Annotated in this window: 17 protein-coding genes; 8 read left to right on the top strand and 9 right to left on the bottom strand. The window is 62.1% G+C overall.

Annotation, left to right across the window (positions count from 1 at the left end):
• Positions 1-7: 7 nt before the first annotated feature.
• Positions 8-1756 carry an FAD-dependent oxidoreductase gene (locus tag KVF90_RS04435; protein ID WP_264393646.1) on the bottom strand — a complete coding sequence of 583 codons (1749 nt, stop codon included), beginning with the start codon at positions 1754-1756 and terminating at the stop codon, positions 8-10.
• Positions 1757-1797: 41 nt separating this feature from the next.
• Between KVF90_RS04435 and KVF90_RS04430 the strand changes: the two genes are divergently transcribed.
• Positions 1798-2709 carry a LytTR family DNA-binding domain-containing protein gene (locus KVF90_RS04430; protein ID WP_264393644.1) on the top strand — a complete coding sequence of 304 codons (912 nt, stop codon included), beginning with the start codon at positions 1798-1800 and terminating at the stop codon, positions 2707-2709.
• Between the two features lie 88 nt (positions 2710-2797).
• Here KVF90_RS04430 and KVF90_RS04425 read toward each other — a convergent pair whose 3' ends face one another.
• From KVF90_RS04425 to KVF90_RS04405, 5 genes are all read right to left on the bottom strand, one after another.
• Positions 2798-4843 carry a serine hydrolase domain-containing protein gene (locus KVF90_RS04425; RefSeq protein WP_264394667.1) on the bottom strand — a complete coding sequence of 682 codons (2046 nt, stop codon included), beginning with the start codon at positions 4841-4843 and terminating at the stop codon, positions 2798-2800.
• Positions 4843-5190 carry a hypothetical protein gene (locus tag KVF90_RS04420; protein ID WP_264393643.1) on the bottom strand — a complete coding sequence of 116 codons (348 nt, stop codon included), beginning with the start codon at positions 5188-5190 and terminating at the stop codon, positions 4843-4845. The genes KVF90_RS04425 and KVF90_RS04420 overlap by 1 nt, the downstream gene beginning before the upstream one ends.
• 124 nt (positions 5191-5314) lie before the next feature.
• On the bottom strand, positions 5315-6031 hold the full coding sequence (locus KVF90_RS04415; RefSeq protein WP_264393642.1) for a DUF4386 domain-containing protein: 717 nt from the start codon (positions 6029-6031) through the stop codon (positions 5315-5317).
• Positions 6032-6323: 292 nt separating this feature from the next.
• Complete coding sequence (locus tag KVF90_RS04410) at positions 6324-7424, bottom strand: CPBP family intramembrane glutamic endopeptidase (protein ID WP_264393641.1); 1101 nt, start codon at positions 7422-7424, stop codon at positions 6324-6326.
• 111 nt (positions 7425-7535) lie between these two features.
• On the bottom strand, positions 7536-8615 hold the full coding sequence (locus KVF90_RS04405; protein WP_264393639.1) for an AraC family transcriptional regulator: 1080 nt from the start codon (positions 8613-8615) through the stop codon (positions 7536-7538).
• 196 nt (positions 8616-8811) lie between these two features.
• On the opposite strand from KVF90_RS04405, the gene KVF90_RS04400 reads away from it, so the two are divergent.
• Positions 8812-9645, top strand: a complete 834-nt coding sequence (locus KVF90_RS04400; RefSeq protein ID WP_264393638.1) for a DUF2306 domain-containing protein — start codon at positions 8812-8814, stop codon at positions 9643-9645.
• Positions 9646-9730: 85 nt separating this feature from the next.
• Here the strand turns inward: KVF90_RS04400 and KVF90_RS04395 are convergent, their stop codons facing one another.
• The 3 genes from KVF90_RS04395 to KVF90_RS04385 all read right to left on the bottom strand — a co-directional run bounded on the left by KVF90_RS04395 (position 9731) and on the right by KVF90_RS04385 (position 12386).
• Entirely contained in the window at positions 9731-10114 is a 384-nt protein-coding gene (locus KVF90_RS04395) for a response regulator transcription factor (protein ID WP_264393637.1), read from the bottom strand.
• Positions 10115-10389: 275 nt separating this feature from the next.
• Entirely contained in the window at positions 10390-11679 is a 1290-nt protein-coding gene (locus KVF90_RS04390) for a sensor histidine kinase (RefSeq protein WP_264393636.1), read from the bottom strand.
• Positions 11679-12386 (bottom strand): response regulator transcription factor, encoded by a 708-nt coding sequence (locus tag KVF90_RS04385; RefSeq protein WP_264393635.1) that lies wholly within the window; start codon positions 12384-12386, stop codon positions 11679-11681. Before KVF90_RS04385 ends, KVF90_RS04390 begins: the two co-directional genes overlap by 1 nt.
• Positions 12387-12519: 133 nt before the next feature.
• Here KVF90_RS04385 and KVF90_RS04380 point away from each other — a divergent pair, with 133 nt between their 5' ends.
• The 6 genes from KVF90_RS04380 to KVF90_RS04355 all read left to right on the top strand — a co-directional run bounded on the left by KVF90_RS04380 (position 12520) and on the right by KVF90_RS04355 (position 26910).
• On the top strand, positions 12520-13542 hold the full coding sequence (locus KVF90_RS04380; protein ID WP_264393634.1) for a type 1 glutamine amidotransferase domain-containing protein: 1023 nt from the start codon (positions 12520-12522) through the stop codon (positions 13540-13542).
• Positions 13543-13669: 127 nt separating this feature from the next.
• The gene (locus KVF90_RS04375; RefSeq protein WP_264393633.1) at positions 13670-14329 is read left to right on the top strand and encodes an ABC transporter ATP-binding protein; all 660 of its coding nucleotides are present in this window, start codon (positions 13670-13672) and stop codon (positions 14327-14329) included.
• Positions 14326-16803: an ABC transporter permease gene (locus tag KVF90_RS04370; RefSeq protein ID WP_264393632.1), complete on the top strand. Its 2478-nt coding sequence runs from the start codon at positions 14326-14328 to the stop codon at positions 16801-16803. The genes KVF90_RS04375 and KVF90_RS04370 overlap by 4 nt, the downstream gene beginning before the upstream one ends.
• Before the next feature lie 179 nt (positions 16804-16982).
• On the top strand, positions 16983-17549 hold the full coding sequence (locus tag KVF90_RS04365; protein ID WP_264393631.1) for a hypothetical protein: 567 nt from the start codon (positions 16983-16985) through the stop codon (positions 17547-17549).
• 10 nt (positions 17550-17559) lie between these two features.
• Complete coding sequence (locus tag KVF90_RS04360; RefSeq protein WP_264393630.1) at positions 17560-18660, top strand: hypothetical protein; 1101 nt, start codon at positions 17560-17562, stop codon at positions 18658-18660.
• Between the two features lie 426 nt (positions 18661-19086).
• Positions 19087-26910 carry a putative Ig domain-containing protein gene (locus KVF90_RS04355; RefSeq protein WP_264393629.1) on the top strand — a complete coding sequence of 2608 codons (7824 nt, stop codon included), beginning with the start codon at positions 19087-19089 and terminating at the stop codon, positions 26908-26910.
• Positions 26911-26990 lie beyond the last annotated feature (80 nt).

Below are 26990 nucleotides of genomic sequence, written 5' to 3'. Positions count from 1 at the left end.
CTCCAAATCATGAGCCGGTCCCGTGATGCACGCTGAACAGGCCTGTCGGATCATACTGCAGCTTTAGCTGCCTGAGCCGCTCAGCATGCTTCCCCCAGTACCGGTTCCCGGCATCGGCGAGATGAAAATCGCTCTCGTAGAGGTACGAGCCTGCCTCCGGAGAGACCTTGCGCAGGGCCTGCATCGCGCCCTTCACTGCCACCGCGTCCTGTCGTGCACCATCAAGGTCGGGTCGCGGCAGGACGCCAGGGTACGAGGACGAGCCACTGCTCGCAATCAGCGCGAGACAAAAGGCGTCGACAGCGTCAGGGTTGATTGCAGTTTCAGCAGAGGCGGCGCGCGCGAATTCGCTTCCTCCGGCGATCCCCTTGTTGAAATGCAGCGAAACCGACCAGATGCGGGACGCAGCGAACAAGGCATCGACGAGCGAAACGCGTGCATCGGACTCGAGCAGTTTTTGCGAAAGCCACATGGACTGCATGCCATGATGCAACTGCCCTGCCTGCTCTCCATCGCCCGTCCACCAGAAAGCCGATGCACCGACATCGCTGCGCGTATCACTGGTCATGACCCCGGGAATCAGACGGTTCATGTTGTCCGGATCCCAGAAGAGCCGGGCCGGTGTGATGAAAATGGTAAGGGGATCGACAAGCTCGAACGCTTCTTGGTCAGATGCCGCAAAGTCCATAAAGTCCGCCCAGTGAGCGCGAACCTCTTCTTCCCTCAGCCCCTGGAACACCATTTCGCCGATCAGCTTGCGGCTGCGCGTGAAGATGGCCTGCTCTCCCCAATGCGGATTGAAAAGCCGATCACGATAATGGACGAGAAACCGATCGATCAGGCCCCGGAATGCCTTCTCGTTTCGTGCCTGGATCGTGAAGCGGATCGCGCCAAATGTCGATGGCAGATCATGCGTGCGCAGGGTGACTCGGGTAACGACACCGAATGTCCCCCCTCCACCACCCTTGAGCGCCCAGAAGAGGTCAGGGTCACGGGCGGCGTTCACAATTCTGATTGCCCCGTCAGCTGTAACGACTTCGGCCTCGAGCAGGCTCGCCGCAGCCATGCCGTACGCTTTTGAGAAGTTGCCGAAACCGCCGCCCTGGATCAGGCCGGCCACACCGACGGTCGTGCAACCGCCGCCCTGGACATAGCGCCCATGCTGTCGTGTAACAGCATCATAGGCAGCCCCCCAGATACAGCCTGCTCCCAGCGACACCGCCGGTACCGGTGCCGCTTCGCTACCTGCAGGCACGAATGCATCATGAAGCTCGATGCCGTCCAGCCCGCGTGTCCAGAGCATCAGGGAGTCTGGTGCGCAGGATGTGCCGTGGTAGCTATGCCCACCGCCCCTGATCACAAGTCGCACGCCCTTTTCCCTGGCAAACCTGACTATCCGCGCAACATCCTGCGCATCGCGGACCCTTGCCGCATAGGCGCTCGGCGCTGATTGCCAGGCATCGATCCAGCCTGAACTCTGTGTGAGCCCCGCCTCGTCACCGACAGCTACGGGATTCGAGAGCAGGCGCTTTCCCGCCTCGCCTGCCAGATCGGGCAAGACAACAGGGAAAAGCTTCTCTCCAAGTGCAACGCGCAATCGATTCCAAGCGCGACCCGATGCCCAGGAGGTTTGCGAAATGGCCGGCTGGGCCAGTGCGAGCGGGGAATTGAGGGCGAGGGGCAGGACTGCCATGCCCTCAAGCAACTGGCGACGCATAAGATGCGGGCGATTGCCTCGCTGCAGATGATTTGTCATGGAACAGGCCACACACGCTGAAATGGATGCTGCCCGTTTCGATGTCCGCATTCTCTGCCATCAGGAAGCTGCGCTGGTTCGAACGGTTCGATTCTCGTGACGAGCGGGAAGGCGCTGCCGCCAACGGAGCGCTCATCGGTCCGAATGGCTGCGTTGCCTGGAAAAAGGCGCTGCTAACGATCGCGGTGTTCCTCATCCTCATGAACACTAGCAATACCTTTTCGGCAGTGAGTGATGCGAGCAGGCAAGGGCGTGTGGTGCCCTTCTGGCATTTTGCCCTTTGGGAAGCATCGAGCGCTTTCGGGGCGCTCGCTGCGTGCCCTGTTGTTGGCTATGCCATCAAGGTCGCCAGACCCGGCCAGGTAGCTTGGCGCAAGGCACTGTCGGTGCATTTCGCAGCCAGCATCATCTATTCCCTTGTCCATGTCGGGTTGATGGTCGCGCTCAGGTTCGGGGTGCATGCATTTGCCGGCGAGACCTATCGCTTTCAGCCCTCGGAGTTGCTTTACGAGTATCGCAAGGACGCTGTCGCATACCTCATATTCGCGGCGGTGTTCTGGTACTTTTCCGGTGTGGTGCGCCGCGAAAGCAAGGCGCACCCCGAGGTCACCAATCCGGCCGACAGTGAGATCGCGATCCCGCAGGGAGCCGGCTTCGTCCGCGTTCCTGCCGCGATGATACTTACCGTCAAATCTGCCGGCAATTATGTCGAGTATGAGTTGTCCGACAGCAGGGTTCTGCTTGTTCGCGCGGCAATGCGGAAAACCGCCGAAGAGTTGAGATCTTTCGGCTTTGTGCGCACCCACAGGTCATGGTTGGTGAACAGGTACGCTGTCAGCGAGGTCATGGCCCGGGAGGGAGGGGACCATGAGATCAGGCTGAAGGACGGGCGCGTAATCCCGATCGCGCGCCGCTATCGCTCCATTGCCCTTGCGGAGTTGCGGCCCGTTTGAGTGCTGCTCCGGTTACCGCTGTCCGTGCGTCGAATGTTGTTGAGCAATCCGACGATGCCGCAATCGTGCCGGCAGTCAGGGAGCCGGATCACCTGACCTCCTCGAAGCTGTAGGAGCTCTGGGCCTCGCGTGTGATGAGCACTTGCCGTCCATCTTCGCTGGCAGGCTCGAATACAAAACCGCTCGTTCCCGGCGAAATGGTGATGAATGAAATGCTGCCGTCCTCACCCTTCGAAGTGGCGACTTCGCTTTTCCAGCCCCCGAAGTCGAACCAGGTGCGGCCAGCCTCCTCGTAGACACGGAGGTCGCCGAGATCCTTGCTCCGGTAGTCCCGTGCAAGTGCGGCAACCGCAGCAGGATCGGCGGGAACCGTAAGGCTTGCGCGCTCGCTCGCGACCGCTTCGCGGTCGAGCACTGCGAACCGCGCGAGATCCGCATCGGCAGTGGGTTCGCCATCGAACAACAGCTCGAGCAACCGTCGCCGGAACGCGCTGCGCAGGTTCCCGCCGGTGTCCGAATTGACGAGGATGACGGCCCCGACGTTGTGGTCGGGCAGCCAAATCATATGGGCGCGATACCCGGCGGTAGTGCCGCCATGGTGGATCACCGTGACGCCCCACTGGCGATCGATCTTGAGACCCATACCGTAGTGCTCGTTGAGGCCCTCGGTGACTTGCGGCAGTGCCCGCACGCGCAAAGCACCTTCATCAATGTACCGCGTTCTGTCCGGCAGCAGCCCTCCCGCCAGCTCCATCTGCAAGTATTTCAGGATGTCGGTGATATTGCTCCAATGGTTGCCCGAAGGGCGGGTGGAGATCGAAGCGAGATTGATGCCCTGGCTGGCGATTTGGATCTTGCCATCAACATCCAGCGCATGACCGCTTGCGTGATTGCCGGCCATTGCACGCGCGAAATCCGCGGTGGTCGAGGTCATCTCCAGCGGGTCGAACACCAGCTCCTGCATGGCCCGATCATAGGCCGCGCCCAGTTCTTCATTCGGATAAAGCATGTGCCCTCCGAAGAACCCGCCGGCTGCCGCCATGATATTGGAATATTGGTACGTGTCGCCAAATTCGCTGGTCGGCTGCGAATGCGCCAAGGTCGCCATGACGGACTCCGGAGACGAATTCTCACCCTCGAACAACCAGCCATAGTCGTTGCGCGGCATTCCAGTGCACGCGCAAACCAGATGCCTGACCCGGACGGCATCTGTCGTCTTCGCGTTGCCGATCGCAAATTCCGGCCACAGGGAACGGACCGGACTGTCCCAGAAAAACCGGCCATCCGCGACCTGCTTCGCCAGCATCAATGTGGTCCAGGGCTTGCCGATCGACGCGACGTTGAACAGCGTGTTCGCGTCGACCGGTTCGGATCCCCCGGCCTCACGCACGCCGAAGCCGCCCGCAAAGACAACCTTGCCATCCTGGATCAGGCCCAGTGCCACGCCCGGAATGGCGTATTCCTGCCGTGCGGTCTCGATCATTCCGGTAAGCTTGGCGACGCGGTCCTGATCGAGCGGCCGAGCACTTCGCCCTGCGAAAGTCTCGCGCACATATCCGCGCGGAAGAAGCGAATTGAAGATCACTTCGAGCTGGGCATCGCGGCGCTCTGCCACCGCCTCGCTGACATCGTAGAGGAGGACGGTCCAGCCTTCACCTTTCGCCAGAGCGAGGGCCAGAACGGTTCTCGGCTCTCCCTCCGGAGGGTCATACTGGAACCGGATAGTTCGATCCCAGCCTTCGCGGGCGGTGCGGTTCTGGCCTTCGCCGGAACGTACGAGACCGGGCCTGTAAGCCGCCCAGGCAGCGGCAACCGCGGCCGCCGCATCAGCCTCGCCCCGGCTCAAAATGGCAATGTCGGATCCCTGTTCGGGTGCGGTCAGAACCACGCCGCCTTCGACATTTCTGAAGGACCACCCTTTGGGCGCCACGAAGCGGGCACCTCCCGGCAGCTCCATATCGGTGTCTGCAGAAAGCCGATCAGGTGAGCTGGTCTCTGAGAGCTCATGCGCCAGAAGGGGCTGAGCCGATACCAGTGCCGTGACCGGCGCAGCAGTGGCGAGCAGAGCGAATGCCAAGGCCCGGCATTTGTTTTTCACGGGTCCGCTTAACCTGCGCCCTGATACTGGCGCCATCACCAGACGTTCCACGCCGCACCGAGCAGAACGAACCAGGCAAAGATGATCATCGCCGCGCTGATCCCCCCCAGCGACGCGGCGAGGCGTTGCGTGAGCGAACCGGTGAGCGCGAAGGCATTAATGCCGAACGCGCGGAACAGGTAAGGAAGCGGATTGAGCCAGCCGCCCAGCACCATCGTCCAGACGACGTAGGGCGACGGGGTCAGGCCGAAAACCGCGATCAACCCTCCGGCCAGCCCTTGCATCAATCCGAGCATGACCCAGTCCAGATGCGCGGCCAGGAGTTGCTTGAAATTGATACCCTTGAAGGCGCCCTTGCCCCATGGTTGCAGCGGGATCAGCATGGCCGATCCCAAGAGCGATGCGAAGAGTATCGACAGACCGCCAGAGAAAATCAGCAGCCGTGTGGCTTCCACCTGTTCCAGATAAACCTCCCGTGTTTGTACCGATCCGGACGAAATTGGCCGGCTATTGCGCGCCCTGCCCTGCCGGCTGCATCTGTCCGCCGCGTGGCCGTGCGCCGATCAACAGCAGCCACAGGCCGATCCCGATTTCGCCGAGAGAGGCGGGCAGGCTCATGATCGAAGCGACCGTCATCTTGGTGTAGCCTGGCACCAGGATCACGCCGAACAGGTTGATCAAATATCCAAAGCATCCCGCCATCAAGAGAAGGCCGAGGACCCGCGGCAAAAAGCCCGATCGGAACACGAGGTATCCAAAAGGCAGCAGCCACAACCCCCAGAAGGTCCCGGCAAAGGCAACAGCCCAGTTGGCTCCGGCGCGGAAAACAGCGACAAAGTCGGCGATCGCTGCGGGTGCGACGACGACACCATCAGTCAGCAGGTTGAGGACCATCATGCGCTCGATCGCGCTCACCAGACCAAGCGGAATGCCTGTTAGTGCTGCGAGGACCATGACCTGCGCAATCTTCGGGTTCGTGGGCGAGAGCAGCACATAGAGCGCCAGAGGCAGGAAGAAGAACGCGATCTGGTTGAGCAGCAGGGCCGCAATACCGCTACGATAGAGAAACTCCTGCGAGCGGATGCTGGCAATCGTCGCGCCCGCATCGTCCGGCACGATGATCTGCCCAGGAACGTACATGAAGGTGAAGATGCCCGTCCCGATAACAATGAAGTAAAGGAACCCCGAGATCCGGGCCCAAACCGGGTTGCTTTCAATGGTCATGCGTCTCTCCGGGTTCAGGATAACAGAAGGCGTGTCATTGCTGACTTGGTGAAATGCGCGCCTGAAACATATTCGACTCCCAGGCTTCGGCCATGGTTTGCTCGGATGCAGACATCGAAGAAATTCCTGTGCGCGCAGATTTCGGGACGCAGGGTTATTGGCCACATCGGCAAGCGGCAATGACCACAGCCGACAAGGTCAGGACACATTTCGTCATCGCCATCCGGCTTCTGGTTGCAGAGCGACGCCAGCGCATAGCGCAGCCGTTCAGAAATGCCGCGCCCGACGGGGATCATGCTCTCTGGGCTGGGTCTCCGACTTCCGGAGCGCGCAGGTGTCTAGGCGTGAGCAAGACGCACAATATGGCAACCAGCACGATCAGGCCAATCTGCACAAGCTTCGGTGCGGTCGGAGAGATGTCATCAGCCGTGGTCAGGCTCTCGACCAGACCCTGAGCCGCACCGTTGACAGAACCATGCAGCAACACCGCGGGCCAGAAACTCCGCCCCGCCCGGGTAAAGCAGGCCATGATGAACGACATGGCGATAAGCTCGATCGGGAAGAGGATCAGTGCGCCCAGAAGAGGGGCATGCGGAAAGTTGTAGCCCGCAAGATTGATCGGAAGATGCCAGATTGCCCAGACAAAGCCGAGCAGGGCTACCCCGCGGAAGAACCCGAGATGGCCGATCAGCTGGTCCTGCAGGAGTCCGCGCCAGCCGAACTCCTCGCCGAATGCAAAGAGGGAGTTGAGGCAGGCGAAGTAGAGCGCTGTCAGCCCGACATTCGCGGCAAGATAAGCCCAGTTCTGCGCCCCCATTCCCAGCAACCAGGGGCCATCAACAACATCAGCGCCGCCCAAGCTCAGATCGAAATAGCTGGTCTCAGCAGAACCTGACCCGACCATCAACGTGACAACGCCGAAGGCGATAGCCGCCGGCAGCAATCCGGAAAAAATCAGGATGAGCGGCTTGCGGGGACGAAACCGGATCTGCTTCCAGGCTTCCCGATTGAAAGCCACGATGTAGACAATCGTCCAGAGCGTCGGGATAAACATCGTTGCGATTTGCCATGGGATCATCGCTTCAGACCCCGGGCCGCCCGTCACATGGACCGCCACGATCTGGAAGAGCCAGCTGACAATTAGCAGGCTAATCATGAAGACTGTCAGTGCGCGCAGGTTCATTGTCATGTCAGGCTGCTCACCCTCGCTATCGGATACAGCCTTTCTTTGGGCAGAAGATGCATCGCCCGGACGGGGGACGATTGCATAATGCCGCGCAAGGCCCAGATGCCGCAATGGGTAATCAGAGCGCGCCAGTGCCACAATTACCTGTGCCGACAAGTTCATGACACTCTGCGTCAGCCACGAGGCGATGGCCTCGGGTCCGACCACTCAGGTCCCGCAATGATCGCCAGTTCAGGTATCGCCGCAAGCGAACTTCGCCAGTGCCTTGCGGTTGGCCCGTTCAACGGAAGCGGATTTGCGGGACGGGATTTCGCCCCGTCAGGCGTTACTCAAGTGGACGAAATCAGGGGTGGCTTCGCGCATATATGCGCCCGGCGAAACGCCTTCGCGCCGCTTGAAGGCGCGAGAGAAGGCCGAAACATCCGAGTACCCCAGCAGATAGGCAATCTCTTTCAGCGACACCCGCTGTTCGGCGAGATAGCCTTTGGCGAACCTGTGGCGCAGTTCTGCCAGCAGTTCCTCGAACGTGGTCCCTTCCCCCCGTAGCGCGCGGTAAAGACCCTGACCGCTCATGTTCAGTTGCCGCGCCACGTCTTCAGCCGTGACTTTCCCGGTGTGGAGCATCGGCAGGATCAGTCGCTCCACCTGTCCTGCAACCGAACGGCTCGCGTCGAGCTCCGCAAGGAGGCGGTCGGCATGAGAGCAGAACACGCTAAAAGCATAGCAGGGGTATTGGTTGATCCGGTAGTCAAGCCATGCCCGGCTGATACGGATGGCATTGCGCGATGCGCCGAAACGGATGGGTGCCCCCAAAGCGCGCTCGAACGCGGCGCGCGTGCCCGGATCCTCGTGAGTGACATCCGCCAGACTGCAATAGGGCGCATCGCCGGGTTCGCGGGCGGCCCTGACGAACCAGATGAAAGTCGTCTCGGTGCATTCCGGAAAGGGCGGCTCGTCCAACCGGTTGTCCGTCAGCCAGATTCCGTCGCTTTCGTCCGAGAGCGTGAACCGATCGGTTCCGACAACGCTGATATCCGTGACAAGACGGCCAAACCGGTTGAGTTGCTCGATGGCGTCGCGCATCGTGGCTGAGGCATATGCAATGAGGCCGACGATCGAAAGATTGTCAAAACCATGCGAGACCGCGTGCTCGATGGCGAGAGCGGGGTTGTTGCACAGCCGTTTCGCTTCGCGCCAAACCCTAGTGTAAAGTTCAAGCGGCACGCGCCTGTTCGGGTCGATTTCTCCGGTCGCGGGAAGACCGGCTACGGCGAGCAGGTAACGCCGATCCGCGCCGCGCGATGCCGCGTGATCTATCAAACCAACCACCATCCCCGCCGCGACAGACTGGCGGAAATATCGCGTTGCCGGGAGGATGTTTCTGTCGGCCAGGGTCATTTGCGGTGTATTGCCAGCGCAATACGCAAAAGGCAATCCCGAGTTTTTCAAACCTCCCGCCCCCCACCATCTGGAGAAGGTGCGGGCTCTCGCAAACAGAAGGTGACGGACAAAGCTTTGTCGGCTTCGGTCATTCACTCCGCTGTGTTGCAAGCATAACACGGCTCCTTGAATACCAATCTTGCAAGGTCCAGAAATGAACGCTCCTGAAACCTTCACCGAGCCAACCCGGTCTGCATCATCGTCAGGCAAACGTGCACGGTGGCACCTCGATCTGGCAGTGAAGGGATGGTTCGCTGCAACGGCACTGGGTCAGATGCTGTTCGTGACCTTCATTCTGCTGTTCTACTACCGGAACACCATCGCGGGGAATTTTGCCGCTTGGGACGCAAAGCAGCACATCACCGGTTATCTCGCGGGCGACACAATCGGTAACGCCAGCTTTGCAGCACATGTGCTCGTCGCTGCCGTGATGACCTCCGCCGGGCTGCTGCAACTTGTTCCGGCGATCCGGATGCGCTGGCCGCGCTTGCATCGCTGGAGCGGGCGGATATTCATCGCCACCGCACTGTTTCTCTCGATCGGCGGCCTGTGGCTCACATGGGTGCGCGGATCCTACCTCGCCATCACTAGCGCTGTCGCAATCTCGATCGATGGGGCCCTGATTATCGGGTTCGGAATTATGGCCTGGTGGACGGCACGGCAGCGCAACTTCGCAGCGCACCGACGCTGGGCGATGCGCACCTTCATCGTCGCCAGCGGGGTATGGTTCATGCGCCTTGGCTATATGGTCTGGGGCATCTCGACCGGCGGGCTAGGCATCGCCCGGGGCATGTCGGGGCCCTTCGATATTGTCTGGGGCTTTGCGACCTATCTCCTCCCTCTTGCCGTGCTCGAACTCTATCTTCGCGCCGAGCGCAGCACGCCCGCCGCCAAGTTCGTGATGGCAGGCGGCTTGTGGGTGGCTGCAAGCCTGATCCTCGCAGGCGGCGGCCTTGCATGGATGGTGATCTGGTCACCCCACATCTGACAATCTCCGCCCAGCCTTTGGCTTGCAGAAGCGGAGAAGGGGGGCCAGTGAAAGGGCCATGGGAAACAGGCCGATGAGCCCGCGTTCAGGCCGGTCTATGCGGCTGCGTCAAAGCGATCAGTTCATCGCGGTTGCGCGCATCATACATGCGCAGCAGACGGGCAACGTGGTTGCGAACCGTGAAGTGCGATATCCCGAGCTGCCGCCCGATCGTCTTGTTGGACATCCCCTGACCGATCAGGCGCAGCACCTGTTCGAGCCTATGTGAAAGCTGCCCGGCAGGCATCGCGCCCGGCCGGTCACGGTTGGACCGGATGGTGTAGAAACTGGCGCCGGGAACTTGTGCGATCAGAGCATTGATCTCGTCCTGATGCGCCGCGTCGATGTCCAGCACGTAAGTCAGCCGGGCATTTTGTTCGATCGCGGAGGGCTCGGTCTCCCCCGCCTGAAAAGACGAAGCGGCAACCATTTTCGGTCTTTGATGATACAAGCTGCAACCTAACCGCCCGTGGGCCGCCCCCCTTGTGTGAGGGCGAGGAACAGATCGAAGGCCCTCGGCCAGAGAGACATCAGATCACCTCGCACGGATTGCCGGACGGCAGACCTCCCGCCCGCAGCCAGGTCGATGGTAAAGCGGGACACTCTGGCCGGGCAATGACAGCAGCCGACATTCTCTTGTCCCGCCCCCTCTCGTGGGAAAGGAATTGCCTGTCGCGCAAGGTCTGACGGGAAGCACCGCACGGCTCAGCGCCCGGAAAGATCGAGGCGGAAGTGCGTGCCCCTATCGCCGCTCACGCCGCTGCGGACGGTCAGGCCCGCACCCATCGCTTCGCAAAGGCGCCGGGATATATCGAGCCCGAGGCCGCTGCCGCTGGTCGAGATGCCGCTGGCAGAAGGAGCAAGCGGGGTAGAACCTGCCTCCAGACCCGGCCCGTCATCGGAAATCGTCAGGCAATCGCCCTCGAAGCCGATTGTCAGCCGACCCATTCCGACATGCTGGAAGCAGTTCCCGACGAGATTGTTGAGCACCAACTGAAGAGAGACCGGGTGAACCAGCCCCTGCGCATCCGCGCCGACCCCGACCGACACAGTGATGCGGCTGGCCGGATAACGGATCTCTGCCCAGGACACTGCCTTGTCGACAAACGGCCGTAACCGGACCAACTCTCTGGGAACGCCTTCGCTCTCGCGCGCCAGCGAGAGTAGCTGATCCAAAGCCAGTGCCATGTCTGTGGATGCGGTCTCGATACGTCGCAGGGGTTCAGCCAGATGTGATGGAAAATCTTCATTGATTCTCATCACTTCGGCCGCACCGTGGATCACCGCCAGAGGCGTTCGCAGCTCGTGGCTGGCGTCCCGCGTAAAGGCCCGCTCTCTTTCCATGAACGCCGATATCCGGCTGAAGGCCTGTTCCAGCGCTTCTGCCAGCGTTCCGATCTCGTTCGCCGGGAAAGTGCTCGCTTGCACGACAGGTACGGTCGCCCCCGACTTCGCCACAACCCCGGCAAGCTCGCTGAGCGGCCGCATCGCCCGGTTGGCGATCCACCATCCGAAACCTGCCATAATGGCTGCGATAATCAGGCTGACGACGGCGAGAAAGGCGATGATGGACTCGCGATAAGGACGGACCAGCAGTTCGTCGCTGACTTCCATGACCCCGACGACGGGCTCCGGCGCGGCACCGGGTCGCCCTTCATTCAGGTCGAACCGCCGGATATGGTAGTGACGCCCTTCGCGTCCGAAGAACTCGGTCTGCCCGGGGTTGTCGTTGAATGCCGGAAATATGTCCCGCGGCAGGGTCTCGCCAGCAAGATAGATTCTGACATCGGCGTTACGCGCCGGTGCGAGCCTGTCGGTGCGTTGCCAGACATCTGTCTGATAGAGGGCCTCGTCCGACAGCGCGTCCCTGAAGATCCGGTCTTCCATCGAATAGGCAATAATGAAGGTGGAAAGACCGAAGATCAGGCTTGTCGCCACGACGCTGCCGATAATGGTCAGGACAATCCGCCAGCGCAGGCTGTGCCGCCGTGCCATTATTGACCGACTTTCAGGCGGAAGCCGAAGCTGTGCACGGTCTCGATCAGCGGAACATCAAAGGGCTTGTCGACCACCTGACGCAGCAGATGCACATGGGCGCGCAACGTGTCGGAAGATGGCGGCTCGTCGCCCCATAGCCGCAAGGTCACTTCCTCCCGGCTGACCGGCTGGGGCCAGGCTTCGGCAAGCATCAGCAGAAGCTTCCAGAGGAGCGGCGTCAGGCGCAGCGCCCGCCCTTCTCTCGTCGCGAGGCGCGCCTGGCGGTCAATGGTCAAAGGGCCGACCGAAAACCGGTGCGGCTGCCCCAGCAGTGGCCGCTGCGCAAGCGCCGCAACCCGCGCAGCAAGTTCCGCGAGCGGGAAGGGCTTGACCAGATAGTCATCGGCACCATGCGCGAAACCCGCCAGCTTGTCTTCGAGCGTGTCGCGCGCGGTAAGCATTAGGATCGGTATGCGGCGATCGGAGATACGGCGGATTTCGGCGCAGACGTTCAGCCCGTCGCGGCCCGGCAAAGCTAGATCAAGCAGCACGACGTCGACGGGCGCGATGAGAGCCTCGCGCAATCCTGCCTCTCCGTCAGGGGCATAATGCAACCGGTGCCCGACCGCCTCCAGGTAATCGATGATGTTGCCTGCAACGTCGGCATTATCCTCAATCAGGAGGATATCGAAGCTGTCACTCATTTGCCCGGCTCCGAAGTTCATGACGGCCTTCTGGCGCAATCAACGTCAAACGAACGTCAAACGGGGTTTCACATCGGCATGACGCCGGATCCGCCAAAGCGGCCGCATCGCCAGATGTTCGAAAGGCTAGAAGATGCGGTTCCCGATAACAACAATGCTCTCAGTCACACTCGGCCTGCTCATGATCGTGCCGCAGCACGCCATGGCTGCGGGGAATGATCGCGTGCTGCTGGTCGTCAGCGGCAATGGCGCCGACGACGGAAAGACGCGCCCCGGCTTCGAAATGGACGAGCTGACCCAGGCCTGGGCCGTCTTCACCGACAATGGTTTCGAGGTCGACATTGCGAGCCCTTCCGGCGGTGCGGTGGTCGCAGACAAATTCAACGGCAAGAAGCCGTACAACAGCCGCTTCCTTGCTGACCCAGAGGCCGCAGCAGAATTGGCTAACACCCGCTCGCTCGCAAGCCTGGGAGAGCAGAAATATGCTGCCATCTTCGTCATCGGCGGCAAGGGCGCGATGTTCGATTTGCCGATCAGTGTCCCGCTCAAGACACTGCTTGCCGAAACTTACCTCGCCGGAGGCGTCATCGGGGCTGTGTGTCACGGGCCTGCCGTGTTCATGAATGTGGCTCTGGAAGACGGCACCTCGCTGCTCGAAGGGCGCGCCGTCACAGGCTTCTCGAACGAGGAAGAAGCCATGTTCGGCAAAGGCTGGGCGCCTTCGTTCCCGGTTCTTTTGGAAAACGGATTGCGCGGATCGGGGGCCATTTACAGCGAGGCTCCGATCATGCTGAACCATGTCGTCGCCGACGGACGGCTGGTCACGGGGCAGAACCCCTATTCCACTGCGGCGGCGGCCGAGGCGATGGTCAAGGCCTTGGGGCGTCCGCTCGCCACGCGCGAGCCCTGGGCCGATGAACGCAGCATCAGCCTGCTTTTCCAGATGGTAAATGGCGACGGAGCGCAAGCGCGCGCCGCGTTCGATGCCGATCCGTCGCTATACGATGTGCCGCTGATTGCCATGTGGGGCTTCTTCCGTGCCCAGTCGGCAGGATCGGATCGCGAGGCGCTCACCGAGGCGGTCGAGATCATGGAACTGGCCTTGCCCCATTTCAGCAGGCCGGAGCTCGTATCCGCTATTGCCGACGCCCGCACAAAGCTCGCTGAACCAAAATAATCGGGCGCATCCAGTGCGTCCGCTGAGGCGGCGCACGTCCTCACGAAGAAGCGGCGGCGCCTCCCCCTCCTTGCAATCCCGTCGAAATACAGAACCGCGCCCCCGGGCGGTACCAGGAACACATGCCATGCAGGATAAGATCGAACTCGATAACGTCAGTCACCACTTCGATACGGGACATGAACGGATCGAGCTGTTCCACGGCCTGTCCTGTGTGATCCGCGCGGACACGACACTCGCCATCGTGGGTCCGTCCGGCGCCGGGAAATCAAGCCTGCTGTCGATCGCCGCCGGGCTGGAGAAACCAGTGGGAGGCGCTGTGCGGTTCACCATCGATGGGGCCGAGGTCGACGCGCTGATGATGCGCGCCAGTTCCGGCTTCATCTTCCAGCAGTTCCACCTGATGCCCGAGCTTGATGCCATCGGCAATCTCGCCCTACCGCTGCGCCTGAAGGGCAGGCGGGACGCTTTCGATATCGCAGCGTCCTGGCTCGAGAAGGTCGGCCTCAAGGACCGTGCGCAGCACCGCCCCCACCAGTTGAGCGGCGGTGAACAGCAGCGCATTGCGGTTGCGCGGGCATTCGTCACCGGCCCCCGGTTCATCTTCGCGGATGAACCGACCGGCAATCTCGATATGCGCACATCTGATGTCGTCGCCGGCCTGATGTTCGATTGCGCCCGCGAAACGGGCTGCGGACTGGTTATCGTGACCCACAGCAGCACGCTCGCCAAGCGCGCCGACGCCACCCTGATGCTCGAAAACGGAAAGATGAGGGCGGCGGCGTGAACAAGCTCAGATTGATCCTTGAGAACAGCTGGCGTGATCTTGCGGGAAGCGATGGCCGTATCAGCCTCGCCACACAGACGGCGCTGTTGTTCTTCCTCCTGACGCTGACCCTGACCAGCGCTTCGATCCAGAGCTATCTGGCCGACAATCTCGATCAGATGCTCGGTTCCGATCTGGTGATCGAAAGCCACTCTCCGCTCAAACCGGGCGACGAGGTGAGACTCAGAAGCCTTTCGGGTGGCCTGTCTGTCACGCAATTGTCCGACATCACGCTGACGCATAATCAGCAATGGGCGCGGGTGCAGCTCAAGCTGGTCGATGACGCCTACCCGCTGCAAGGCAATCTCCAGATCAGCGACACACCTGCGAGCCCGCAGACCGCCGTGCGTTCGGGCCCCAAGGTCGGCGAGATCTGGCTGGAATCTCGGCTTGCAACCCGGCTGCAAACAAAAGTCGGCGACGTCCTCACCCTAGGCGGCACCAGACTGCGGCTTGGCGCCATCCTGTTTCATGAACCCGACCGCATCATGGAAGGTCACAGCACCACCCTTCGCGCGATGGCCCATCAAGCCAGCTTCGCTACCGGCGCAATCGACACCAGCAAGGTGCGCACCCGTTCTCTGGTGACTGCGGATGCCGGCCAGCAGCAGGCGATCGAGGCCTGGGCGGGCAAGGCGCTGCCCGGCGCAAGCGTGGTCAAGAAGAACGGCGGACAGCACCCGCTGGCGAGTTTCTGGCAGCGCACCGAGAATTTCCTCGGCCTCGCATCCGTGATCCTTTTCTTCATGGGTGCCGTGGCGCTCGATATGACCAACCGCCGGTGGCTTGCCCGGATGCGCTACCGCGCTGCGATATATGCGAGCTTCGGCACGCCCACGCGCACGGCCACCTTGATGGCGCTTGGCGAATGGCTGGCGGGGTTTCTGTTTTCGATCGTTCTCGCCAGCGCCCTTGCGGCATTCGCATATGTTCTGATCATCGCCGAATTGCAGGCGTATTTTCCCGGTGTGCGAACCGGCTGGCATATAGCGCCGGCCCTGAAGACCATCGGGCTGTTCTTCCTGCTGCTACTGGCATTGCAAATTCCCAGTTTCATCCAGCTGTCGCGCGCGTCCTTGCTGTCGCTGATCCGCAATCCGGCAGAGGGCAGTCACGTCTGGCAGCGCATGATCTGGAGCATCGGCTCGGTGACACTTCTGGCCGCCGCCTACTCGGACAACTGGCTGCTGACCGGCATGACGCTCGCGGCTATCATCGCTGCGCTTGCCCTGATGGCAGGCCTGACCTGGTCCGTGATCCGCCTTGGCGACCTTTGGGGCAGCCGGCGCGCCGGCTTGCTTCCGTTCACCTTCTTCATGATGCGGCGGCGCCTTTTCGCCAAGTCGGCGCAGGTGATGGGTCTGGGCCTGTGCGGACTTCTGCTGCTGTTTTCCCTGATGCTGATGCGCGATCTGGGAGCGACGTTGGAGCGATATAACCGCAGCCACGATGGCAATCTCATGATCGCCGAGGCGCAGGCCGACCAGATCGCGGCGATCGGGGACTGGGCCAAGGCGACCGGAAGCAGCGTGCGCGCCATGCGGCCTTTCGTTTCGGCGCAGCTTGTCGCGGTAAACGGGGAGTCCCTCGCGGACTTCAGCAACGGACCCAGCGACACCCTGGCGACTTTGCAGGATCCGATCCGTCTGAACTGGACGAACGAAATGCCAGCGAACAACAAGCTGTCGGGCGGAGCATGGTGGCCGTCCAATCCGACCGACTGGCAGCAGATCTCGGCGGAAGCGGAAATCATGACCGATCTGGGGCTCAGCTTTGGCGACAAGCTGACCTACCAGATTGGCGGAAAGCCCTATGTCTTCACACTCGTGGCAAGCCACGCCTACCAGCCGGGTAGCGGCTCGATCACATTCTGGTTTCAGGTTCCCGCCTCTGCCCGGGAGAAGATCGACGCTCCCACCCGCTACATGGGCAGTATGGAACTGCCGCCGTCCGCCTGGAATGCGCTGGCCGATCTGTGGCAAGAATATCCAACCCTTGCGCTCGTCCCCCTGAAGGAGCTGACCGAACGGTTTGACCAGACGCTCGGGATCGTCACCAAGGTGACAAGCGGTTATGCCGCCATGGTGTTGCTGCTGTCGCTGTTTGTGCTTGCCGCTTCGGTTGCCGGCTTCAGCGCCGATGACCGCCAGAAGAACGGTCTGCTGATGAGCATGGGGCTGCGTGAAGCGGATTGCCTGCGGCTCAATTTCTACGACTGGGTCATCACCGCCATGATCGCCGCATCCGGGGCCGTCGCCGGCACATGGATTGCCGGTTACCTGATCTATGACGCGCAGTTCAAGCTCACCTATAATCCGGACCTGCTGTGGGTGACGGCGATCGTCATGACGATGGTCACTACGGTGTGCATGGTGGGCTACCTTGCCTGCCGACAGAGCCTCAAGGTATCGGTCCGCGACCTCCTGACGACGTAGCCCGGTGCGCGGCATGGCCGTCGACGTACCGGTACCTCGTCGTACGTTTCGCTAAAAAATCAGGATGGTAAGTTTGACCGCTTGCGCCCTTCTCATGCGCCACAAGCATTTTCCCGGGCAGCTATATCATTGGGATTTTCGTGATGAAGGTTTTGCAGAAAAGATGGGCTGCCGTTGCTTTGGCAATTCCGCTCCTTGCCGCTGGCCCGGCCAAGGAGCAGTCCGACCTTGAGGCACAGCTCGCCCAGCTGATTGGTGAAGGTGACGAAGCCGCCGATCAGGACAGGGCAGGCGCACCGCGTCCCGCACGCACCGGCTGGGCTCAGGGGGAGCTTGACGGGAAGACCGGCAAGAGCTGCGCGATGACCTTCCGTGATGGTATGAATGCGATCGGATATATCGGGCCGTCCAGCGGGTGGAAAAAGGGCTACTTCTTCGTGTCAGGCCCCAGCGTTCCCTTCACAAGCAACCCTCGCATCATCCGCGTCGCGCTGGCCACCGATGGCGACAGCGACCAGACCGTGAAAGCGGTGAATTACCCCGCGGGATCGAAGAACTATGCCATCCTGTTTGAGCTGACCGACTTCACTGCTGCGCTTGATGCCATGGATGACAGCGAGAACATCGCGGTTCTGGAGAAGGACGAGACGGCCACCAATTTCGGACAATCTCTTTTCTCGGGCAGCTGGACTGGCGGGCATGCCGCCCGCGAAGAGCTTCGCGCTTGCCTGAGCGCGCAGAAGTAAGGGATTTCACATGAGCCGACCAAGTTCGAGAATGCGTGCCGCTGCCAGAGCCGCGATGACGTTCGCGTGCTTGCTAGCCGTGACCGGATTGCCTCAGGTCGCAAATGCGCAGGCGCCATCCGAGGAATTTACCAAGTATCAGCGCAAGAACCGCGAGAAGGCCGACCAGATCATCGAGACTCTCTACAATCAGGGTAGAGCCATCCTGATTGTCGCAACACTAGGGATAGACTTCAAATACCCCACCGAGGCTCTGCTCGATGACAACCTTGCCGACGAGGTCACTGACAAAGGCAGATCGGCTGCTGTGGAATATTCCATGGCAATGGAGTGGGTCAATGTCACCGATCCTGAATCGATGGTGGTCATTGCGCAGAATGTGTCCCTTCAGCAGATTGGGCCTCCCGGCTGGTTCTACAGACACAAGATCGGCAACAACGATTACCTGGTTTTCGTTGTCGAACCGGGGACATATTCGCTCAGCAAGATTAGCTACCCTCGGCCGCGGTCGAGGCTGGGCGAGGGGCAATTCATTGCCTCCGGTCACCGCACCGCCGCCATCGGCGAACTGCGGCAGGTCGCCAGCAGCATGCTCGAAGCAGAAGAGACCATGGTTTACCGCGATGCTATCACAACCACTGTCGCTGGAAGCGAAGAGTGCAACTGGTGGTACAAGGGCGTCTGCACGCAGTCTGTCTACACTCCCGAGTATACCGAGCAGACACGTGCCGCCGGCTATTACCCGATGACCAATTATCTGCCGATCCCCGCGACCGATGTCGGGATCAAATTCACCGACGAGGTCGCATCATTTCAGGTCGAGGCAGGCGAAGTCATTCTGGTCGACGGGCTGTTCCCCCAGCCTCTCGACACGGACATGGGAGTCGACGACTGCCGTAGAGGTGAATCCATGGAGGTTTGCGCGCTCCAGTCGATGGAGCTTGTCCGCGCCAAGGGGTCCGTTGAACAGCTGCGCGCGTTTGATTTTGCGGCCGTATTCTATCCGCGACTGGGCAAGCTCGTCAGCGGGGTGCAGCATCGCCAGCTGAAACTGAACGGGACACCGCTGGGCGAAAGCAAGTTCGGCGAGCGTTATCGCTTTTCCCGCTGATCTATCCATCGCGATCCGCGAACAGGCTCGGCGAAGCCGTTGATTTAAGCTTCCCGCACTCGTACGCCTGAGCCGCCCGGAAGCCTTGCCCATGCGCGCCATGCAAGCGCAGCAAAGCACGCGCATGGATCACCTTTGCGCAGACCTTCGCCTCTCGATGCCCGTCGCTTCGAATGCGGAGCTATCGCATTCCGGTTGCTGTTCAACCACTTGCCCGTTCGGAAATCCAAGGATTGGCAATCGCCAAGCTGATCATATCCATAATCAAATTGTACTAGTACATCACTGAATAATAGACATTAAATCGCAGCTGCTATCCGCACGTCCCTGATCTGCCCGTTGAGAGCGGGCTTGAACTTCTGGGGTATGGCAATGGGCGGCGGTAAGTGGACTTCGTTTAGGAAGGCAATCGTAGCTGCCGCCCTGGTGATCGGGCAAGCGCTCATTGCAGGTCCAGCCTATGCTCAGCACACCTCGGGCGAGTGTCCGGCGCAGACCGCAACCGTCTCGGCGGGCGGGACGGTAACCATCAATATCTCCGACTGCGAGGCCGTTGCCGGATTGGGAGGCATTGGCGACATTGATGGTGGCGCTTTCGGCCCAGCCGATTTTGAAAATCACGGGACTGCCACCACGCGGCACACCGGCGGGCAGTGGTTCCTCGACTATAGTCATAACGGATCGACCGGAATTGGTTCGGTCGACGTCTTCGAACTTTCCGACGGATCACTGGCCGGGTCGGGCGACGTCAGGTTTACCATCACCATAACGCCGTCGGCTTCGCCGCTGACGGTGACGCCCGGCAGCTTGCCGACGCTTACGGCTGGCACGCCTTTCTCGCAGACGCTCACCACCACCGGAGGCACCGGGCCCTATTCCTACAGCTTGCAGTCGGGCGTGCTGCCTCCCGGCGTGTCCCTGTCGCCAAGTGGTGTGCTGAGCGGTTCGCCTACGCAGCGGGGGGCCTATTCCTTCAGCGTTCGCGCGACTGATAGCACGGCCCCAACCGCCAATTTCGTCGACAAGGGCTACACTGGCAGCGTCCAGAACCCTTCCCTATCGTTGGGCAGCAACGCTGGAACGGCGATACAGGGGAGCCCGTTCTCGCAGACGCTGACCACCAACGGCGGCGTCGCGCCCTATGCATACCAGATCGAAACGGGCAGCCTGCCGAGCGGCATAACGCTATCGGGTGCTGGGGTGCTATCCGGGACGACGAATGCAGCGCCCGGCAGTTTCCCGGTCTCCATCCGCGTGACGGATTCGAGCACCGGGCCCGGCATCTATTTCGAGCTTGAGACTTTCACGCTCACCGTCACCGCGCAGCCCACGGTCTCGATCGCAGTCTCGCCTGCTTCGGTAGCCGAAGATGGCAGCACGAACCTGACCTATACCGTAACCCGCAGTGCCGCATCTGCCAGCTCGCTAACGGTCAACCTGACCACCTCGGGTACTGCGACCAGCGGGTCGGACTACACGGGTGCGGCCAGCACCATTGTGATCCCCGCCAACGCGGCTTCGGCCACGCTGACGATCAATCCGACGGCTGACACAATATCTGAAGCCAACGAAACTGTGATCGTGTCGATCGCCAGTGGCTCGGGCTACACTGTCGGTACGCCGTCCAGCGCGACTGGCACGATCAACAATGACGAGGGCACTTCGGCTTTCTGCCCGACGTTGCTTGCGACAGTACCTTGGGGGGGGACTGTCAGCATCAATGCGGGATCTTGCAACGTCGGATTCGGGCTGGGGGTTGTTCTGGCCCAACCGACACATGGCACCGCGAGCGTGGGTGCCTTCGGCCCCAATCAGCCGATCATCTACACGCATAACGGGGCCAGTGGTACGACCGACACCTTCACGGTCAATGATGGCGAGGCGCCGCCGAACAACCAGATCCGTGTCAACATCACGATCCTGCCCGCAACGACGTCGCTCGTCGTCGCGCCGGTCAACCTGTCGGCAATGGTGGCTGGCACGCCTTTCACACAGTCGCTGAGCACCACCGGCGGCGTTGCGCCCTACACCTACGTGCTCGATAGCGGCGCCCTGCCGGTCGGCCTGACGCTCAGCAGCGCAGGCGTGATCAGCGGCACGCCCACCCAGCGTGGCAGCTATGCCTTTAACGTGCGGGTCACCGATTCGACCAACCCAACGGCGCAGAGCGTCGTCAAAGGCTATTCCGGCACCGTCCAGGTCCCCTCGCTGGCGCTTGCACAATCGAGCTATTCGGTCGTGCAAGGTGCTGCGGCGTCGTTCACCATTGGCGTCAATGGCGGCGTTGCGCCTTACAGCTTCCTGGTCGAACCCGTTCCGCCAAACGCATTGCCGGCGGGCCTGTCGCTTTCGTCGACCGGGCAGATCACCGGCACGCCGACCACGTCGGGCACCTTCAACACCACGATCAGAGTGACGGACTCGAGCACCGGTCCGGGCTCCTACTTCGAGCTGGAAACACTGACGATCAATGTCACCGCGCAGCCGACGGTCTCGATTGCCGTCTCGCCTGCTTCGTTGTCCGAAGATGGCACCGACAATCTGACTTTTACCGTTACGCGCAGTGCCAGCCTGAACACACCGACTGTGGTCAACATCTCGACTTTCGGCACCGCGACCTCGGGCACGGATTACACGGGCGGGATGACCAACGTCACCATTCCGGCCAATGCCACCGCCGCCACGATCGTGATCGACCCGGCCGCCGACGGCACGGTTGAACCTGACGAGACGGTCACGTTGTCTGTGGCAGCAGGCGCAGGCTACACTGTCGGGAGTCCCTCGGCCGCGACCGGAACCATTCTCAACGACGATGTGCCGAGCGCCTCGATAAGCGTGGCCCCGGCAACGGTGACCGAGGATGGTGCGGGCAATCTCGTTTACACGGTGACACTCAGCGCGGTGTCCAATAGCCCCGTGTCGATCAACTATGCAGTCACGGGTACCGCCGCCAGCGGTACCGACTATGCGACGATCACCTCGCCTCTGATCATCAACACGGGCCAAACGACCGGCACCATCACGGTCAACCCGGCCGCCGACACCAACGTCGAGGCTGACGAGACTGTCGTCCTCACCGTGACCGCTGGAACCGGCTACACTGTCGGATCCCCCAATGCGGCTACGGGCACGATCAGCAATGACGACACCCCCGGCCTGACGATCAACGATGTGACCGTCACCGAAGGCAACTCCGGTACGACCAGCGCGACCTTCACGGTCAGTCTTGCAGCTGCCGCGCCGGCAGGCGGGGTCACGTTCGACATCGCCACTGCCAACGGCACGGCGACTGCCGGATCAGACTATACCGCGCAAAGCCTCAGCGGTCAGACCATCGCTGCCGGATCGACCAGCGCCACCTTCACGGTGTCCGTCACGGGCGACCTTCTCGACGAGCCGAATGAGAGCTTTTTCGTCAACGTCACCAATGTGACGAATGCCACGGTAGTGGACGGGCAAGGCTTGGGCACGATCAGCGACGATGATGACCTTCCAACGATCTCGATCGGCGATGTCGGCGTCTTTGAGGGCAATTCGGGCATCACGAATGCGCAGCTCACAGTGTCGCTCAGCGCGCCAAGCGGCCAGGTCGTCACCGTCAGTTTCGCGACCGGTAGCCAAACGGCAGCGCAGCCCGCCGATTACACCGGCATCATCGGCACATTGACCTTCACCCCTGGCCAGACCGCGCAGCTTATCAATGTTGCCGTGATAGGTGATACAGTGCCGGAAGCGGACGAGACTTTCCTCGTCAACCTCTCGGGTGCCACCAATGCCACGATTGCGGACAACCAGGGCGTCGTCACGATTACCAATGATGATGTCCCGATCACGGTTTCACCCGCCTCCCTGCCGGTTGGGGCGGTTGGACAGGCCTATAGCCAAAGCCTGAGCGCCAGCGGCGGCACAGCACCATACATTTTCGCAGTCACTTCGGGCACGTTGCCGACCGGCCTGAACCTGGCACCCTCGGGGCTGCTGTCAGGCGTGCCGACCGCAGGCGGCTCCTTCAACGTCACCATTACAGCGACCGACAGCAGCGCGGCGCCGGGGCCCTTCAGCGAAAGCCGGTCCTACACGATCGTCGTCGCCTCGCCGACCATCACGCTGCCCGCGACATCGCTTTCCGGCGGCCAGAGCGGTACAAGCTATAGCGCGGCGTTGGCCCCCGCCACGGGCGGCACCGCGCCCTTCACCTACACTGTGACGGGCGGGGCGCTTCCCGCAGGCCTGTCCCTGTCCAGCAGCGGCACGATTGCGGGAACGCCGAGCGCATTCGGCACCTTTGCCTTCACCGTCACCGCAACCGACAGCAGCACCGGCACCGGCCCCTATTCCGCCAGCCAGAGCTACACCATCGCGATCCTCCCTGCGACGCCGGTGGCCGGACCGGTCAGCGTAAGCCTGCCTTACGGAGCGCCGCAGACCGCTGTCGCTCTCAACCTTTCGGGCGGTGCGCCGACTGCGGTCAGCATCGTCACCGCTCCTTCCAATGGTGTCGCAACTGTCGACGGCATCGGGATCAGCTATCGCCCCGATCCTTCCTTCTCGGGCACCGACAGCTTCACCTACACCGCGACCAATTCTGGCGGGACATCACAGCCGGCGACCGTGACGGTCACCGTGGCCGCCCCCAACCTGACCGTAAGCGCGTCGGGATCGCTGACCGCAACGGTCGGGGTATCCTATAGCCAGACGTTCAATTTTGCAGGCGGCTCGGCGCCCTTCGGGTCGTACCAGGTCACTGGATTGCCTGCAGGCGTGGCGCTCACCGGAACCACTTCGAACAGTGTGACGATCGCGGGCGTTCCCCGGGCTCAAGGCACGTTCGCGGTTTCGGTGAGCGCCCTCGACAGCAGCACCGGCAACGGACCGTTCACGGCAAGCGGCGTGTTCAACCTGAACGTCGGCGCGCCCAACCTCGTGCTCACCCCTGCATCTGGAACCTTCGACACGGCTTATGCAGCCGCGTTCACTCGCAGCTTCACGGCCAGTGGCGGAATAGGGGGATACAGCTACGCCTTGAGCGGCACCCTGCCGGTCGGGCTGGCGTTCGACCCAGCTTCAGGCACCATTTCGGGCTCGCCGACCCAGGCCGGCAGCTTCCCGATCACCGTCACCGTGACAGACATCGGTGCCACCGGCCCAGGAGCTCCTTTCACCGTCTCTGGCAGCTACACCATCAATGTCGCGGCACCGATCATCGTGATCTCGCCGGGCGCGCTTCGGGGCGCAACGGTGGGCGTCGGTTACAGCAGCACCATCTCCGCCAGCGGCGGAGCCTCGCCCTACAGCTTTGCAATCACTGGCGGCGCCTTGCCCGCTGGCATGAGCCTCGCGCCATCCGGACTACTGTCCGGTACGCCGAGTGCGGGCGGCACCTTCAGCTTCACGGTCACCGCCACAGACAGCAACGTGGCGCCTGGCCCCTTCAATGAAAGCCGTACATTCACGCTGGAGGTGGCCTCGCCGACCATCACGCTGCCCGCGACATCGCTTTCCGGTGGCCAGAGCGGCACAAGCTATAGTGCGGCGTTGGCCCCTGCCTCGGGCGGCACCGCGCCCTTCACCTACACTGTGACGGGCGGGGCGCTTCCCGCAGGCCTGTCCCTGTCCAGCAGCGGCACGATTGCGGGAACGCCGAGCGCATTCGGCACCTTTGCCTTCACCGTCACCGCAACCGACAGCAGCACCGGCAACGGCCCCTATTCCGCCAGCCAGAGCTACACCATCGCGATCCTCCCTGCGACGCCGGTGGCCGGACCGGTCAGCGTGAGCCTGGCTTACGGAGCGCCGCAGACCGCTGTCGCTCTCAACCTTTCGGGCGGTGCGCCGACTGCGGTCAGCATCGTCTCCGCGCCTTCCAACGGTACCGCGAGTGTCGATGGCATCGGGATAAGCTATCGTCCCAATCCGTCCTTCTCGGGCACCGACAGCTTCACCTACACCGCGACCAATTCTGGCGGGACATCACAGCCGGCGACCGTGACGGTCACCGTGGCCGCCCCCAACCTGACCGTAAGCGCGTCGGGATCGCTAACCGCAACGGTCGGGGTATCCTATAGCCAGACGTTCAATTTTGCAGGCGGCTCGGCGCCCTTCGGGTCGTACCAGGTCACTGGATTGCCTGCAGGCGTGGCGCTCACCGGAACCACTTCGAACAGTGTGACGATCGCGGGCGTTCCCCGGGCTCAAGGCACGTTCGCGGTTTCGGTGAGCGCCCTTGACAGCAGCACCGGCAACGGACCGTTCACGGCAAGCGGCGTGTTCAACCTGAACGTCGGCGCGCCCAACCTCGTGCTCGACCCGGCGTCCGGCTCCTTCGATGCAGCCTACGCGGCACCGTTCAGCCGAAGCTTTGCTGGCAGCGGGGGCATCGGGCCATACTCCTATGCTCTCGCCGGGGCTCTGCCCAACGGCATGACCTTCAATGCCGCCTCGGGTACCATCTCGGGCTCGCCGATCCAGACCGGCGCCTTCCCTGTCACGATCACCGCGACCGATACCGGCGCGACCGGCGCAGGGGCACCCTTCACCATCTCGGGAAGCTACACCCTCAATGTAACGGCCCCCACCATCGTGGTGACGCCGGGGACGCTTCCGAATGCGAGCTCGGGAACCGCCTATTCTGCCAGGCTGGCAGCCTCGGGTGCTGTGGCGCCTTACAGCTTCAGCCTGACGGGCGGCGCTCTGCCGGCTGGCCTGACGCTTTCGGCAGAAGGTGATCTGGCTGGAACACCGACGGCTTCGGGCACCTTTGCGCTTACGGTCACGGCTCGTGATGCCAACGGGCAGGCCTCCCCGACCAACCTCACGCTGGTGGTCGACGTCCCGGTTCTGGCGATCCGGCCCGAAACGCTTCCTGCAGCATCGCAGGGGCTCGCCTATAGCCAGCGGCTTTCGGCCACAGGCGGGGTCGCGCCCTATCGCTACGCAGTGACCACGGGCACGCTTCCGGCAGGCCTCGCGCTTGACCCCGCAACTGGCGTCATCAGCGGAACGCCGACAGGCTCGGGCACTGTCAACTTTGCCATCACCGTGACCGACAGCACCACGGGAACTGCAGCGACCGGAACCATCTCCTACGCGTTGCAGATCACGGCACGGCCCGACCCTGCGCTCGATCCCGAAGTGCGCGGTCTGGTCCAGGCTCAGGCACAATCGAGCCGCCGCCTTGCCAATTCGCAGGTCAACAACTTCATGCGCCGGCTCGAAAGCATGCGCGGCATGCGCCGCAGCGGTGGCGGCTTCCAGAATGGCGTGCGGCTGAGCAGCCCGGGCTATTGCGAGGATTCGATCACCAACTGGACCAACGAAGCCTGCCGGAACAACGACCAGACCCAACAAGGTCTCGCTGCCGCGGATCGTGCGTCCGAACCGGTCGGGGGTGCTAGCAACAGCTTCGCCGGTGAGGACGAGAAAGCATGGACCGTATGGACCGGCGGCACCATCCGTTTCGGTGACCGCGATGCCCAATCAGGACGCTTGTCGCAGGAGTTCAACAGCGAAGGGATCAGCATTGGCGCCGACTACCAGTTCAGCCCTTCGTTCGCGGCGGGCCTGGGTGTCGGCATCGGGCGCGACGAGACCGATGTGGGCGAGAACGGCTCACGGAGCGAGGGCACTGCAAAGACGATTGCCGCCTATGGCAGCCATCAGCTGGGCAAGGGCATCTACCTTGAATGGCTTGGCGGTTATCAGTGGCTCGATTTCGATCTGCGCCGCTATGTCACCAGCACCGGGGCGCTGATCGACTCCAGCCGTTCGGGCCAGCAGTGGTTCGCCACCGGCTCGCTCGGCGCGGAGATCGAAACCGGCAAGTGGGTCATCACGCCCTACTCGCGGCTCGACCTCGTGCGCGGGAAGCTCGGCGGCTATACCGAGAACACCGGCTCGCTGTGGGATCTGCGCTTCCTCGATCAGGACATCGATTTCACCTCGATCGGCCTTGGCACCATCATCGCCTACGAGCACCGGTTCAAGCGCGGGTCACTGCTGCCGCGCTTGCGGGCAGAGTATCTGTATGATCTTGAACGCAATGCCGATGCAGGCGTCGCCTATCGCGATCTGGTGAATGGTCCGTTCTCCACCGTAACGCTGACCGGCTTTGCGCGGGAACAGTTCACCTTCGGCTTCGGAACCGAACTGTTGCTGGGGAGCGTGGCATTCGAGCTCGATTACCTCAACCGCATGGCCTCGGGCGCTGGTTCGGATCAGGCGGTGCAGGTGGGCGTGAGCGTGAAGTACTGAGTTCGATCGGAACGGGGGCCGAGCCCCGAAGTACGGGGAGCACCGGCCTAGGCACTTCGCGGTGCCGAGCCACAGGCGAA

The sequence above is a fragment of the Porphyrobacter sp. ULC335 genome (genome assembly GCF_025917005.1).
GTDB lineage: Bacteria > Pseudomonadota > Alphaproteobacteria > Sphingomonadales > Sphingomonadaceae > Erythrobacter.
The sequence above is the reverse complement of the archived record's forward strand: the minus strand, read 5'-3'. Positions and strand labels throughout refer to the sequence as shown.